This is a genomic window from Pseudalkalibacillus berkeleyi (assembly GCF_021608225.1).
Lineage (GTDB): Bacteria > Bacillota > Bacilli > Bacillales > Fictibacillaceae > Pseudalkalibacillus > Pseudalkalibacillus berkeleyi.
In genome coordinates, this window is the sequence record NZ_JAKIJS010000001.1 from 1,429,917 (window position 1) to 1,443,902 (window position 13,986).

At 38.1% G+C, this 13,986-nt stretch carries 16 protein-coding genes; 2 read left to right on the plus strand and 14 right to left on the minus strand.

Annotation, left to right across the window (positions count from 1 at the left end; all coding sequences use genetic code 11):
- Positions 1-274: 274 nt before the first annotated feature.
- The 5 genes from L2716_RS07580 to L2716_RS07600 form a co-directional block, all read right to left on the minus strand.
- Complete coding sequence (locus L2716_RS07580; RefSeq protein ID WP_236333296.1) at positions 275-532, minus strand: stage VI sporulation protein F; 258 nt, start codon at positions 530-532, stop codon at positions 275-277.
- A gap of 62 nt (positions 533-594) precedes the next feature.
- Entirely contained in the window at positions 595-1,653 is a 1,059-nt protein-coding gene (locus L2716_RS07585) for an NAD(P)H-dependent glycerol-3-phosphate dehydrogenase (RefSeq protein WP_236337825.1), read from the minus strand.
- Positions 1,653-2,258, minus strand: coding sequence for a glycerol-3-phosphate 1-O-acyltransferase PlsY (plsY, locus tag L2716_RS07590; RefSeq protein ID WP_236333298.1), 606 nt, complete (start codon positions 2,256-2,258; stop codon positions 1,653-1,655). Before plsY ends, L2716_RS07585 begins: the two co-directional genes overlap by 1 nt.
- A 9-nt stretch (positions 2,259-2,267) precedes the next feature.
- Positions 2,268-3,581, minus strand: coding sequence for a ribosome biogenesis GTPase Der (der, locus tag L2716_RS07595; protein WP_236333300.1), 1,314 nt, complete (start codon positions 3,579-3,581; stop codon positions 2,268-2,270).
- A gap of 192 nt (positions 3,582-3,773) precedes the next feature.
- Positions 3,774-4,376, minus strand: a complete 603-nt coding sequence (locus tag L2716_RS07600) for a YphA family membrane protein (RefSeq protein WP_236333302.1) — start codon at positions 4,374-4,376, stop codon at positions 3,774-3,776.
- 163 nt (positions 4,377-4,539) lie between these two features.
- Between L2716_RS07600 and L2716_RS07605 the strand changes: the two genes are divergently transcribed.
- A complete protein-coding gene (locus L2716_RS07605) occupies positions 4,540-4,674 on the plus strand; it encodes a YpzI family protein (protein ID WP_236333304.1) in 135 nt (44 codons plus the stop codon).
- 197 nt (positions 4,675-4,871) lie between these two features.
- Here the strand turns inward: L2716_RS07605 and rpsA are convergent, their stop codons facing one another.
- The 8 genes from rpsA to prsW all read right to left on the minus strand — a co-directional run bounded on the left by rpsA (position 4,872) and on the right by prsW (position 11,805).
- Positions 4,872-6,026 carry a 30S ribosomal protein S1 gene (gene rpsA / locus L2716_RS07610; RefSeq protein ID WP_236333305.1) on the minus strand — a complete coding sequence of 385 codons (1,155 nt, stop codon included), beginning with the start codon at positions 6,024-6,026 and terminating at the stop codon, positions 4,872-4,874.
- A 175-nt stretch (positions 6,027-6,201) separates the two neighbouring features.
- On the minus strand, positions 6,202-6,792 hold the full coding sequence (locus L2716_RS07615; RefSeq protein WP_236333307.1) for a lysophospholipid acyltransferase family protein: 591 nt from the start codon (positions 6,790-6,792) through the stop codon (positions 6,202-6,204).
- A gap of 6 nt (positions 6,793-6,798) precedes the next feature.
- Positions 6,799-7,476 carry a (d)CMP kinase gene (gene cmk, locus L2716_RS07620; protein WP_236333309.1) on the minus strand — a complete coding sequence of 226 codons (678 nt, stop codon included), beginning with the start codon at positions 7,474-7,476 and terminating at the stop codon, positions 6,799-6,801.
- A gap of 204 nt (positions 7,477-7,680) precedes the next feature.
- The gene (locus tag L2716_RS07625; protein ID WP_236333311.1) at positions 7,681-7,893 is read right to left on the minus strand and encodes a YpfB family protein; all 213 of its coding nucleotides are present in this window, start codon (positions 7,891-7,893) and stop codon (positions 7,681-7,683) included.
- Positions 7,894-7,956: 63 nt separating this feature from the next.
- A complete protein-coding gene (locus L2716_RS07630) occupies positions 7,957-8,616 on the minus strand; it encodes a flagellar brake protein (RefSeq protein WP_329610104.1) in 660 nt (219 codons plus the stop codon).
- A 108-nt stretch (positions 8,617-8,724) separates the two neighbouring features.
- On the minus strand, positions 8,725-10,074 hold the full coding sequence (gene ypeB / locus L2716_RS07635) for a germination protein YpeB (protein WP_236333315.1): 1,350 nt from the start codon (positions 10,072-10,074) through the stop codon (positions 8,725-8,727).
- 15 nt (positions 10,075-10,089) lie between these two features.
- Positions 10,090-10,950 carry a spore cortex-lytic enzyme gene (gene sleB / locus L2716_RS07640; RefSeq protein WP_236333317.1) on the minus strand — a complete coding sequence of 287 codons (861 nt, stop codon included), beginning with the start codon at positions 10,948-10,950 and terminating at the stop codon, positions 10,090-10,092.
- A gap of 159 nt (positions 10,951-11,109) precedes the next feature.
- A complete protein-coding gene (gene prsW, locus L2716_RS07645; RefSeq protein WP_236337826.1) occupies positions 11,110-11,805 on the minus strand; it encodes a glutamic-type intramembrane protease PrsW in 696 nt (231 codons plus the stop codon).
- A gap of 156 nt (positions 11,806-11,961) precedes the next feature.
- Between prsW and L2716_RS07650 the strand changes: the two genes are divergently transcribed.
- Positions 11,962-12,936, plus strand: a complete 975-nt coding sequence (locus tag L2716_RS07650) for an asparaginase (protein WP_236333319.1) — start codon at positions 11,962-11,964, stop codon at positions 12,934-12,936.
- Positions 12,937-12,971: 35 nt separating this feature from the next.
- On the opposite strand, the gene L2716_RS07655 is transcribed toward L2716_RS07650, so the two are convergent.
- A complete protein-coding gene (locus L2716_RS07655) occupies positions 12,972-13,958 on the minus strand; it encodes a YpdA family putative bacillithiol disulfide reductase (RefSeq protein WP_236333321.1) in 987 nt (328 codons plus the stop codon).
- Positions 13,959-13,986: the final 28 nt, after the last annotated feature.

Sequence of the window (13,986 nt, forward strand, 5' to 3'; positions counted from 1 at the left end):
ATTATAGCATATATTCTCATCCGAAAATATGACCGAAGACATACAATTTGTCTTAGAATGATCAAATCATATCTTTTGACACACTTTAGCCAGAAAATGTCTGTTTATGAAAAAGACATAAAAAAAGCTGTCCTCATAAGAATATGTATATATCCTTTGAGTCAGCTTCTTTTTGACTAAATAGCTTTTTCCACTACAGCTCAAAATGTCCATTCCATGCTAGTTTATGCAAATTTATGGATACTGTTTCGCTCAATCGCCTATTTTACATCGATTATTTCTTGTTGAACATTTTCGCGATCGAGGCCATGTCCAGAGGGATATTATTATTTATGATCGCCTTTACTATCTGATCTTCTTTCTCCTTAGAAACTGGTACCCCAGCCATACGAGAAACTTGTGATATTAACTGGCGAATCGTTTTTTCATCTCGCAAATTAGCACTTTGTACCGAATCCGCAAGTTTAAAAATGTCTTCTTTCTTTACACCTGTTTTCTTCTCAATGTCATCCATGAAATTGTTTCTGTCCATCGAAGTCCTCCTCACACGTAACATTCATAATATCCTATGCTGAGGAGGGTACTTCGTGAGCTTTATTCTGGATTTTTTTCGTCTAGTGTATATCTATTGGATATGAGCGAACTCAAATCTTCAACTTCGTGAGTTTTACTTCTTCTCATCAAGGAGTCTACCGCTTCTTTTGGATGTTTAGAGTTGAATAACACATCATAAAGTTCATTTGTGATTGGCATTTCAACACCTTCTTTTTTGGCAAGCTGAAATGCGGCTTTGGTAGTTCGAACACCTTCAACTACCATTCCCATATTTTCTAAAACTTCCTCAAGTGAATTACCTTTACCTAGCAAGTTACCCGCTCTCCAGTTCCGGCTATGAACACTCGTACAAGTCACAACGAGGTCTCCGATTCCAGAGAGTCCTGCAAATGTTAGCGTTTGTGCCCCCATCGTAGTCCCTAAACGTGCGATTTCTGCGAGACCTCGCGTCAATAATGCAGCTTTAGCATTATCCCCATAGCCAAGTCCATCTGAGAGCCCTGCACCTAACGCGATAATATTCTTTAATGAACCCCCTAATTCAACACCAACGATATCAGGGTTTGTATAAACTCTGAAGTTCGGATTAATGAATAGGTCTTGAACTTGTTCAGCAACATTATGATTCTTAGATGATACGGTGACTGTAGTAGGTTGTCGTAAACTCACTTCTTCTGCGTGACTTGGACCGGAAAGTACAACTACAGCTTTACGTAGTTCTTCAGGGATTTCATCTTCAATTACTTCAGATACCCTGAATAAAGTATCTGGTTCAATACCCTTACTTGCATGAACGATCGTTACCGGCTTTTCAATTTCTGACTTTAATTGTTTCAAAATTTCTCTAAGCGCACTCGTAGGTGTAACGAGAACGATCGTATCCGTATTTGAAATCGCTTCAGTCAAATCGTTTGTTGCGACAATATTTGTCGGAAGATTAATTTCAGGCAAATACTTCTTATTTGTATGGTGCTCATTAATTTCATCTACTTGTTCAGACCTTCTCGCCCACAAACGTACATCATGGTTATTATCAGCAAGAACGAGGGCTAATGCTGTACCCCAACTACCTGCTCCGATTACGGCAATCTTCTTCATCAACTCGTCACTTCCTTTTTTTGACCAATCTTGCTTTCAGTTCCTTTAATCAAACGATGTACATTCGCTCTATGACGCCACAACGAAAGAACACCAATAAGGGTAGCAAGAATGATGTAAATTGTACTATAATCACCCATTACTATTGTTAATATCGGCGTAAGTGCCATGAATATCAGGGATCCTAAAGATACATACCTCGTCAAAACAATCGTTAAAATCGCAACGCCCCCTGCAATGAGAGCAGGTATAAAGACGAGAATAGCAAAAACACCAATTGTCGTCGCTACACCTTTACCACCACGGAATCCATAATAAATCGGCCAATTATGACCGATTATAGCTGCTAGACCTGCTAAAAAGGCAATCCAGCTATCGACACCTACCCAATTACTGATAAGGACTGCTGCAATTCCTTTCGTAGCATCTAACAATAAAATTGTAATGGCTGGTCCCCATCCAAGCACTCTTAATGCATTAGTTGCACCTGCATTCCCACTACCTTGGGTCCTAATATCCACTTTCTTTATTTTCTTGGCGATCAAATAACTAAAACTGATTGAACCAATCAAATAACCGATTATTATTGCAAAGATAATGTTCATGAGTTCCTCCTATTCACTTTTACTTCTTGCGACGATCCTAATCGGTGTGCCTTTGAAACCAAATGCATCACGGATCCGGTTTTCAAGAAATCGTTTATAAGAAAAATGGAGCAGCTCTGGGTCATTAACGAATAACACAAATGTAGGTGGTTTGATTGCCACCTGCGTTACATAGTTAATTTTGAGTCGTCTTCCTTTATCAGTTGGCGTTGGATTCATCATAACTGCATCCATGATGACATCGTTCAATACATTCGTTTTCACGCGCATTGTATGGTTCTCGGCAACTTGATCAATCACTGGAAGAAGTGTATGAAGACGCTGTTTCGTCAACGCGGACACGAAAACAATTGGAGCATAATCAAGGAATAAGAAATGATCTCGAATTTTTTGTTCAAATTCTCGTAATGTTTTGTCATCTTTTTCGATCGCATCCCATTTATTCACAACAATTACAACAGCTCGTCCTGCTTCATGAGCATATCCGGCAATTTTCTTATCCTGTTCGATGATCCCCTCTTCTGCATTTAGGACGACGAGAACAACATCAGAACGATCGATCGCCTTTAATGCTCTCAATACGCTATATTTTTCAGTTGTTTCGTACACTTTCCCTTTCTTTCTCATACCAGCAGTGTCGATAATGACATATTCTTGGTCATCTCTTGTGAATTTTGCGTCTATTGCATCGCGAGTCGTTCCAGCAATGTCACTTACAATAACACGCTCCTTACCAACAATAGAATTTACTAATGAAGATTTACCAACATTAGGACGACCAATTAATGAGAACTTTATCGTTGAATCATCGTAATCTTCACCAAGCTCTTCAGGGAAATGTTTAACGACTGCATCCAACAAGTCACCTAAACCAAGTCCGTGAGAACCTGAAATCCCAATCGGCTCTCCAAAACCGAGTGAATAAAATTCATATACATCATTCATTCGTTCTGGATTATCAATTTTGTTGACAGCGAGTACGATTGGTTTCTTAGAACGGAACAAGATTTGTGATACTTCTTCATCCGCTGATGTAATTCCTTCACGTCCATTCACCATAAAGATGATCACGTCCGCTTCATCTATCGCGATTTCAGCCTGTTGTCTCATTTGTTTAAGAAAAGGCTCATCTCCTAAATCTATTCCACCTGTATCAATTACATTAAATTCAGTATTCAACCATTCCGCAGAACTATAAATTCGATCACGGGTTACACCTGGCTTGTCTTCAACGATCGCAAGACGATCCCCAATAATTCTGTTAAATATCGTTGACTTTCCAACGTTCGGTCGACCGACTACTGCTACAACCGGTTTACGCATAACATCACTTCCTTCTCTTTAGGCACTTATCATTATGGTTGATCAAAATCACCTATAAAGTGCATTCCAATTCGATCTCATATGTACTCCACATGTTCATACCCAATCAAGAATTGAGCTAAACAATACAATCAGAACTTATTTATTTTAGCAAAAAAACGGTTTCCTCACAACAAGAGATCAAGGAATTCGTTAGTGGATACCTTCTTTAACATGCTTAGTTGGCTTATCTACCCGTAATTTGACTTTATTAATAAAACCTACATATGCTGTCCAGGCAAATACAATTGCAATTGCCATACTGACATAATCCAAAAAAGCGACTGAGCCAGTTATATAGGATGTATTCGTGTTTTGAAATAAATACGTATAAGCGATTTCACCATGAATGTACGCTGCAATCAAAATCGGTAACTGTAGTTCCTTCAGTAGTATTAATGATAATATTGCAACAGGTACCGCCATAAATACCTCAAGACCAAACATAACCCATACAGGATCAGTCAACACGATAATATGTAAGCCTATATAAACTACAGATAAGATCATGCTGACAATGATTGAATAAGTTAGTCTTTTTAAACTCAGCATGCCAATGTAAGCATAACTGATTATTGCAAGCAAGAAAAGGGCAGCATTAACAGAATATTGACCTATGTGGAAGGTAAAGTTTGTTGAATAGATCAGTATGAGTAGAAAGCCTGACAAACAGAGTCTCTCCTTTGTTTTTGGCATGAAAAATGTGGTCCCTGTCCAACTAATCCATGCAAACCAATAAAATAATATCCCTTCCATAGTTAACCTCCCAAGTACTTCTACTGTATTACAAAGTATGGAAGGAGCAAAGCAATTCTAAACATAATAAATGTGATTAAAACTTACATTTCACAAGTTCTCATACATTATGGAGTATAAGAATACTCAGTTGATTTAGAATAAGCTTAAAGGAGTGATTAACGTGAGTAAAGATCGTCAGGAAAAGAAATTGAAACAATCACGCAGAGTAGAGTCAGATCGAGATCGTGGATTACGTTATGAAGGCGCAACAAAAATGGACACACCAGAGGAAGCAAGAAGAGACAATAGACCTTAATTGATTTTGACTTTTTAACTGCAGAGTAGAAAGATTGCACATAAAAAAATCGTCCCTACTGAAATGTTGGTCTGATAACTTTCATTTACAGGATAGGACGATTTTTTAGTGCTTTTTTTTGGAGAAATCAATATCTTTAACAAAGGGCTGCCAGAAAATCAGATTTCACTGACTTTCTGGACAGCCCCATGCTCTTACTATTCTTTATATTTCTTAAGTTGATCGCCAATCATGTCACCTAGTGAGAAACCTGAGTTACCGTCTGTTTCTTTACTGTATTCAGGATCGATTTTAGAAGGGCGGTTTTCTTCTTCTAAAGTTGCACGAATGCTTAATGAGATGCGTTTATCGTCAGTATTGATATCGAGTACTTTGACTTTGACAACATCGCCTTCACTTAACACTTCACCTGGTGTACCAATGTGTCGATTTGCAATCTCAGAAATATGCACAAGTCCTTCAACACCAGATGCAACCTCTACGAAAGCTCCGAAAGACACGAGTCGCTTAACGGTACCTTCAACAACTTTCCCTTTTGAGAGGACATCTGACACGCTGTCCCATGGTCCTGGCAGTGTATCTTTAATAGATAATGAAATACGTTCGTTATCTCGATCAACAGAAAGAACCTTGACTTTAACAGCATCTCCTTCACTTACCACTTCACTTGGTGCTTCTACTCGGTGGTGAGCAAGTTGAGAAATGTGCACAAGTCCATCGATGCCTCCGATATCAACAAATGCTCCGAAATCGGTAAGTCGTTGAACAGTTCCTTCTAAAACCTGACCTGCTTCTAGAGATTGAAGGATCTCTTGCTTTTTAGTTTCTTCCTTTGCTTCAAGTACTGCGCGGTGAGAAAGGATTAATTTATTGTTTTCTTCATCTAACTCAACAATTTTAACGTCTAATGACTTTCCTTTATAAGATGAGAAGTCCTCGACGAAATGTCTTTCAACTAAAGAAGCTGGAATGAAACCACGTACACCAAGATCGACCACTAGGCCACCTTTTACAACATCCGCAATTTCAACTTCCATTGTTTCGTTGTTTTCATACGATTCTTTCAATTCAGACCAAGCTTTTTCAGCAGAAATTGCACGCTTAGAGAGTACAAGTTCTTCTTCAGTCAGTTTAATCACTTTAAGTGTTAATGTATCTCCTTCAGATAAAACATCACTAACTTTTTCAACATGCAGGCTTGATAGCTCACTAATCGGCAGAATTCCATCCATCTTATACCCTGCGTCAATTAAAGCATGTTTTTCTTCGACCTTTGTAACGGTACCATCTACTACTTCTCCCATTTCCAAAGGTTTCATTTCTGAAAGTTCTTGATTCATTTCATCAGTCATTGGCTTTACCTCCTTAAGTGTCTAAACGAAGAGAAAACTATATGAGACCCTTCACAATATTTTGTGAAAGAGTATGTATAAGTGAGCCCTCAATGAATTGAACACCCTTCATAAGGTCACTTTCCCTTTTCTCTAACTTCTTATAAAAATCGACATTTGTCAAGTAACTAAACTTCTATCTAATTGACTTATTTTCCTCATATAATTTACGTATTTCACTCATGATTTTTTCCGTTGCTTCTTTTGCGGAGCCTTTCCGATCCTTTAATTCAGTAAAGTCAATTTCACGCCCGTAAACGATTTTGACAGAACGGAATAGCTTGAATGGTCCTATAATCGCACATGGTATAACTTTCGCATCGGTTTTCATTGCAAAGAATCCTGCGCCAGCTAAACCAGAACCAATTTCACCGTTTTTACTACGCGTTCCTTCAGGAAAAAGACCTACCGCTTCGCCATTTCTAAGTAATTCCAACCCTTTACGTAGTGCTTGTTTATCACTCATTCCTCTTCTGACAGGAAATGCATAAACCTTTGGAAGGATTTTTTTCAAAACTGGCATTTCAAACAGCTCTGCTTTGGCCATGAAATGAACCGTCCTATTGGAGGAGCAACCTACTAATGGAGGATCCAAATAGCTAATATGATTGGAACAAATCAAAACACCATCATCTTTCGGCACATTTTCTAAGCCTTCTACCTTTAACTTATAACCAGAAGAAAAAATACCATTAAACAGATTTTTCCCTAACGTATAAAGCCTCACAGACCATCAAACCCTTTCATATTCTCGAACAATCGTCAAAATGGATTCAACGACCTCTTCTATAGACATGGTTGTTGTATCAAGTTCAATCGCATCATCAGCTTTTTTCAATGGAGATGCTTCACGTTCAGAATCCAACAAATCTCGCAGCTCAATATCTTTCTTAATTTGCTCTAAATCAGATGCCATCCCTTTGTTTAGGTTTTCTTCATGTCTTCTTTTCGCTCTTTCATCTACAGATGCAATCAAAAAGATCTTAATTTGCGCATCAGGTATGACATGCGTACCGATATCTCGTCCATCCATTACAACTGAATGTTCTCGGCTCACTTCTTGTTGCCGTTTCACCATTTCTTTTCGCACATTTACATGCTTAGCGACTTCGGAAACGTTCCTTGTCACTATTGAAGAACGGATTTCTTCTGTGACATCCTCATCATCTAATAATACGATTTGACAATCTGACTTTTTTTCCAAATCGATCTTTGTCATTTGTAAGAGAGATTGTAATTCATCCTCTTGTGTTACATCCACTCCATTTCGAAGTGCTTTTAAAGTGATAGATCGGTACATAGCTCCTGTATCGATATAAACATAAGATAGAAGATCTGCAACTCTTTTCGCGACTGTACTTTTTCCAGCTCCTGCTGGACCATCTATTGCTATTTTCATTAAATTACCCATAGTTCCTCCTGCTCAAAAACGATTCTATTTAAAAAATGAGAAAACGCTTAGCTAGACATCATGACCAAAAGTATTTGTGATGTGTCTATGCGCTTCAACTCTGATCATAAAATACATAATGTACATAGAGAAAACTTGGCTAAGTTAGTAGTAAACGTCATGTCACTACGCCAAGTTCCTCTCTTTATTATGTTATCAGTTTGGTTACTTTTTCACACTTTCATCATACCATAGGTCACTAGAGCGGTCTATCGTTTCAACGGTTTCACCTACTTGCCCTTTGTGAATACCTTCATATTGATATACTCTATTCAAATATGTTTTAAGATCTGTATCAAACAATATCCACTGGGCTATGATCATAAATATGAACTGACAAATGATCAATTTGATCATCAATCGCTCGACTCTTTTCATTGTCCATCATCCTCAATTTGGGTCAATACTTATAGGTTTACCAAATTGAAGGATTCTTTTACATTACAATAAACCGTTCTTCTTGAATTTTAATTGTTCTTCAAAACAATACCTGAGAATATTTTGCTGATCCATTTCGGATATATCCATAAATTTTAAAGGTGCGCGATCTCGCATTCCTTTTTCACCCTTAATGACCCTAATAACAGTGGCAACTTGCTTTATGTATCGAATTTGTTCTTTAAGTGGTAAGACAAGCCAACATGTCACTTTCATATCCGCTTCTATATTGTGATTTTCAGGAAGGGTAATCGCGCAGCCTCCTGCACTGATATCTGTTGTGACTGTATTAAATGGAGATAGGGTACCAGTTGGGTGCTGAACGGCGATATCAATCGCTGAATCGACACGAACGTATTCTCTTCTCTGTATTTTCTTCAAACCTTCTACACCAGGAAATGATAAGACCAATACGGGTATGCGTTGTTTCATACGATCTACCAGCTCAGTCTCAAATGCATAGGTGCTCTTGTCTTTTGTCGTGAAACTCGCGTGAAATTTCGTTCCTACCATAAAAAATTCCGACTTATTCGTGCGTAAATTTGATGGGTATGTAACAAATAATTGATGTTGATCGATCTCTTCAATTTTACACTTATACTTCACTTTAGTTTGATTTGGCTTCAAAACGTCTAAATAAAGAGTCTCACCTATCTGCATCATTATAATCCCCTCGCAATTTTATCCCGATGATACAATTAGGTCTATTATCTCATTTTAATGCAGAAAGGAAAAGCAAATTTTGCTTTTCCTTTCATTTCAACTGTATCCTTACATACTGTTTACTGGGGTATTTGGATCATCCAGCTTTTTAACTTTTTCTTCAAAACCGTTATCTGAGTTGATAAATATTCTGAACGTTTCATTTTTCAAAGTAGCCAAGAATTCATAACATTGAACTTCCTCACCAAGATCATTAATGATGAGGGCTTGATGCGTCTCCATGATCTTCAGCTTAGGATTCATTTTTGCTTTTGCTTCATCTTCTGATAATTGAGGAGATTTTATTTTCCGGTCTTTTTCACCAATCAGATAGTTCATTCCTTCGTAACCGATTATATCACCATTATCTAATGCTACCTTAATCGTAATGGTTTGTGGATAGATCCTTACATCATCTTGCATTTTCACGAACGTATAGATCCCTATATTGTCGTATTGGTCACTTAGTGACATTTCCATTTTATCCATTGCATGATCCTTCAAGAATTTCAACGCTTTTTCGCTGCCCTTATATAAACTAAGCTTAGCTTGTTTCACATCACGGTCTTGTAGTATCCAAACAGGGTGACCGCCTTTCTTTGTAAGTTCCATATAAATGTTAGACTTGCTCTTAGGTTCATTGATCGAAATTCGATAAGCTTCATATGGGCTTCCTTTACCATTCGCCTCTACAATCACCTTGCTACCCTTTTTCAATTTCAAGAATTTAAAGGCAAGATCCTTCGCTTCGTCTTTACTAACTTCTTTTCCTGTTAAGTTCTTATATTTGTTATCCTTAAACTCACTGATTTTTGTCATTTCCGGTCCCCAGTTCACCTCTGAGTACCCTTCAACTGATTTATCAACTGTTTTCAGACCATCTATAATCGTATTATCTTTCGGGTCCGCTTCAGTTGCTAAAGCAAGTTCTACATCCATCCACCTTAAATTTTCTTTCATCACGAGTGATTGTACTTTGCGAAGTTCATTTTTAATTTCTGTTGCGTTATTATGCAACTTCTCCAAAGTTTGATATTCTTGATCAGATAGAGGATTTTTGTTCAAATCTCTAATCGCAATTCGATAACTAAATTCACCGATATTCGTAAGGAACTCTTCGGTTTTGTTAAATGGAATTAACGCGAGCGGCAATTGACCAACATCGTTATGAGCTTCAGATGTTAACCGCCAGACTTCAGCTAATGCAGGAGAAAGTTGTTGTCTTGAGTTCATTGCCAAAGTTGTACTAATTTTCTCTTCTAATGCATCTACATGAAAGTTTAAATCATGGAACGCTCGTTGGTAGTTGTTTTCAGCATTGATCAGTACCGCATTCTTCTCTTGATGCTCTTTATAGCCCCAATACCCAGTCCCAACCACAGCAAGTGCTAATATAGTCATTAAAATGATTCTAACCATTCCGATTCACCTCCATTATTTCGCAAATATATGCTTACCAATTTGTGTGACTTGATTTCGTGTCCATATCCAACCAGATGTTGCAGTATTCGGATTAAAATAATAGATACTACCATCTGTCGGGTCCCATCCATTCAATGCATCCTGAACGGCTTTCTTCGCTTTCTCATTTGGCGTTAGCCAGATCTGGCCATCTGCAACAGCCGTAAATGCACCCGGCTCAAAAATAACGCCTGAAATCGTATTCGGGAAAGATGTACTTTCAATTCTGTTAATGATGACTGCAGCAACTGCAACTTGGCCAACATAAGGTTCGCCCCGCGCTTCTCCATAAACCGCGTTTGCCATTAACTGTATATCATTTTCAGAATAACCACTCGGTACATTCTTTCCTTTTTTCGTATTTTGTTGCTGTTGTTTTTTCGGTGCTGATTTCCCTTGGTCAGCAGGGGCTTGCGATTTCCCCTTTTTACTTTCCTCAGTTTGTTTGTCTAAAGGTTGCCCGCCGTAATGAGTGAAATCTTTTCCTTTACGAATCTGTTTCTTCACGTAGCTTTCATTGTATTTAGAAGCGTCTGCTAGTTTCTTTTTCGTTGTAAAACCAGCTAAACCATCTACCTCCAAACCAAATTCATATTGAAAATTTCTTAGCGCCCAATACGTGCCCCAGCCAAAAACGCCATCAATATTTCCGTTGTAGAAACCTAAGTATTGCAATCTGGATTGTAGTTCAACAACATCCTCACCTGTCGCCCCATGCTGGATTATTTGAGGGCTAAATCCTCTTGCTTCTTCAATCGTCATTGCGCCTAACAATGGAATGACTAATAGAATGATGCTCATGCTGATTTTCAAGCACATAAATCGACTTTTCATCGTTACAGCCTCCTGTTGAATCCTGTTAGCTTTTCAATGTTCGTAGTTTTTGTTACTCATAGAATTTTATACAATTACATTTATACATGCTCATTTACACAAAAAAAGTCTGACCGTACCTATTCTTAGGTATCAATCAGACTAACTTGTTCCATTCACTTATACTGAAGGGTGTGAATGATTTCCTTGTTCTCTATAATTTTGTTCTGAGACTACTTGAGCATACTTGATCTTCCTTAAACCTAACCACCAAAGGAATACCATGAATGGTAGAATGAAAAGAATCCACCTCTTTTGGATAAAAGAGAAAATAATATAGTCATAAAAACCATGGAACAAAATCGGGATAAACAATGACCCTATGATGAACCATCTTTTCGAATGCGCATGTATAGCTGATTTTCCTCTCGAAAGATAATACCCCATAATCACACCAAACAAGGCATGACTAGATACAGGGAACATCGCTCTAAACATAGCTGTTTCAACACCATTTGAAAATAGGTGTAAAACATTTTCTGCTGTAGCAAATCCTAAAGATATAGAAACGCCATAAATGATTCCATCATATGGGTCATTAAAATCTATATGCTGATATGCTGCGAAGTACAGTAAAAACCATTTGAAAAACTCTTCAAGCATCCCTGAGACGAGAAATGCGTCTACCCAAGGAGCAACAAACAATTCTTCATGAATGCCAAATTGGAGAACCATTACTGGAAACACCAACAGAACCCCAATAATAAAGGTTCTCATAACCATAATAATTGGCTCAGGCTTGTATTTTTCTTTTAAGTAAAAAAAGGATAGCAGCGCAACGCCCGGTGCTATACCTGCCGAAAAAATCGTAATCATAGTATCGTCTCGTTTCAATCGATTTTCTTCTATCGTATCATGAACGTGGCACCTATGGCTTGAAATATTTTGCAGTAGCGTACATTTTAGACGAGACGAGTTGAACATGGTATCTTAATTCTTGGAGAACACTAAAAAACTGAGGTGAGCGATGAAATGAAAAAGATTCTAGTCATTCATACAGGCGGTACAATTGCAATGAGTGAAGACAAAGATACAGGTAAAGTCATCCCAGGTGACGTTAATCCATTACATGAAACCTATGCGCTACTATCTCAAATCGCTGAGGTGACAATGGATGATTTTCTGAACCTTCCATCCCCACATATAACAACGAAACATATGATGTCTTTATCTAACTATATTAAAGCAGAATTAATCGAAAATAAGTATGATGGGATTGTCGTCACCCATGGTACCGACACCCTCGAAGAAACAGCTTACCTGCTTGATTTATTAAATGATGATCAAGTACCAATTATCGTAACTGGTGCAATGCGATCTAGTAATGAACTAGGTGCAGACGGTCCACACAACTTAATTTCTTCCGTAAGAGTTGCAGCTAGTGAGGAAGCGAAAGGGAAGGGCGTACTTGTTGTATTCAACGATGAAATCCATACTGCAAAGAACGTTACCAAAACGCATACGAGTAATATCGCTACCTTCCAAAGTCCCCAATATGGTCCAATCGGGATTGTTACAAAGCGCGGTATTCACTTCCACCATCATTTAGTCAATCAGGAACACTATGACATATCTAGCCTCACCAAAAATGTGATTTTACTAAAAGCATACGCTGGTATGCCGAGTGAACTCATTCATTCTGTTCGAAACATGGATATTGATGGACTTGTCATAGAAGCGCTTGGTCAAGGGAATCTGCCCCCCGCATTAGTCGACGAAATCTCAGCACTTTTACAAATGGGCATACCTATAGTACTCGTATCAAGATGTTTCAACGGTATTGTTCAAGATATTTATAGCTATGATGGTGGTGGCAAACAGTTAAAAGAATTAGGTGTCATATTCACGAACGGACTGAATGGTCAGAAAGCGAGAATTAAGTTGATGGTGACATTAAATAAAGGGTTCAGCATGGAAGAAATTAAGGAAGCATTTCGTACGAATTAATACAAATAAAGAGGATTGACCGTCACAGTAATCGGTCAATCCTCTTTCATACGAGAAAAAATTTCTTTAGCAATTCGTTCCCCATGAAAACGTCCATTTTCAATGAAGATCTCATTTGCATTGTTTCCTGCAGCAATGACCCCTGAAATAAAAATGTTATCTACATTCGTTTCCATTGTTTCGGGGTTATGCATCGGGCGTCCTGATTCACCTTCAATCTCAACTCCCATTTTCGTTAAGAAAGAATGATCTGGGTGATAACCTGTCATTGCAAATACAAAATCATTTGAGATTTCCTTTCGGTTACCTTCAACTTCGTAAATAACCGAATCATGGGTTATCTCTTTAACTTCTGCGTTAAATTCCATATTTATTTTATTGTGCCTAACGAGCGCATCAAATTCAGGTAATATCCATGGCTTCACACTCTTCGAATATTCTGATCCACGATAAAGACATGTGACACGCGCACCGACTTTTTCAAGCTCTAATGCTGCATCAACGGCAGAATTCTTTCCCCCAATTACGACGACATCTGTATCAAAGTAAGGATGCGCTTCCTTAAAATAGTGGAAGACTTTCTCTAAGTCCTCTCCAGGAACATCCATATAATTGGGATGATCATAATAACCTGTCGCAATGACAACGTAGGGAGTTTCGTATACGTATTCAGATTCATCTTGTTTATTTGAATGAACGATGAACGTGCCATCCTTTATTTGTTCGACTTTCGTCACTGTTTCGAACGTATGCACATTAATTTTCTTTCGTTTGACGACTTCCCTGTAATAGGACAAAGCTTGGTTTCTCTTCGGTTTACGTTGTTCAATGACAAAAGGCATATTACCGATTTCTAACTTTTCACTCGTACTAAAGAATTGCTGATGTGTTGGATAATTATATATGGAATTGACGATGTTCCCCTTTTCAATAATAACCGGTCTCAATCCGATTTCTTCTAGTGCAATAGCTGTTGAAAGGCCACAAGGACCACCGCCTACAATAATTGCGTCTACATGCATTGTTTCTCTTCACTCCTAAGAACTACTT

What these genes read in the sequence shown, in the direction of transcription:
- L2716_RS07580 (WP_236333296.1), bottom strand. Translation starts at nt 532, where the DNA reads ATGGACAGAAACAATTTCATGGATGACATTGAGAAGAAAACAGGTGTA.
- L2716_RS07585 (WP_236337825.1), bottom strand. Translation starts at nt 1,653, where the DNA reads ATGAAGAAGATTGCCGTAATCGGAGCAGGTAGTTGGGGTACAGCATTA.
- plsY (WP_236333298.1), bottom strand. Translation starts at nt 2,258, where the DNA reads ATGAACATTATCTTTGCAATAATAATCGGTTATTTGATTGGTTCAATC.
- der (WP_236333300.1), bottom strand. Translation starts at nt 3,581, where the DNA reads ATGCGTAAACCGGTTGTAGCAGTAGTCGGTCGACCGAACGTTGGAAAG.
- L2716_RS07600 (WP_236333302.1), bottom strand. Translation starts at nt 4,376, where the DNA reads ATGGAAGGGATATTATTTTATTGGTTTGCATGGATTAGTTGGACAGGG.
- rpsA (WP_236333305.1), bottom strand. Translation starts at nt 6,026, where the DNA reads ATGACTGATGAAATGAATCAAGAACTTTCAGAAATGAAACCTTTGGAA.
- cmk (WP_236333309.1), bottom strand. Translation starts at nt 7,476, where the DNA reads ATGGGTAATTTAATGAAAATAGCAATAGATGGTCCAGCAGGAGCTGGA.
- L2716_RS07625 (WP_236333311.1), bottom strand. Translation starts at nt 7,893, where the DNA reads ATGAAAAGAGTCGAGCGATTGATGATCAAATTGATCATTTGTCAGTTC.
- L2716_RS07630 (WP_329610104.1), bottom strand. Translation starts at nt 8,616, where the DNA reads ATGATGCAGATAGGTGAGACTCTTTATTTAGACGTTTTGAAGCCAAAT.
- ypeB (WP_236333315.1), bottom strand. Translation starts at nt 10,074, where the DNA reads ATGGTTAGAATCATTTTAATGACTATATTAGCACTTGCTGTGGTTGGG.
- sleB (WP_236333317.1), bottom strand. Translation starts at nt 10,950, where the DNA reads ATGAAAAGTCGATTTATGTGCTTGAAAATCAGCATGAGCATCATTCTA.
- prsW (WP_236337826.1), bottom strand. Translation starts at nt 11,805, where the DNA reads ATGATTACGATTTTTTCGGCAGGTATAGCACCGGGCGTTGCGCTGCTA.
- L2716_RS07650 (WP_236333319.1), top strand. Translation starts at nt 11,962, where the DNA reads ATGAAAAAGATTCTAGTCATTCATACAGGCGGTACAATTGCAATGAGT.
- L2716_RS07655 (WP_236333321.1), bottom strand. Translation starts at nt 13,958, where the DNA reads ATGCATGTAGACGCAATTATTGTAGGCGGTGGTCCTTGTGGCCTTTCA.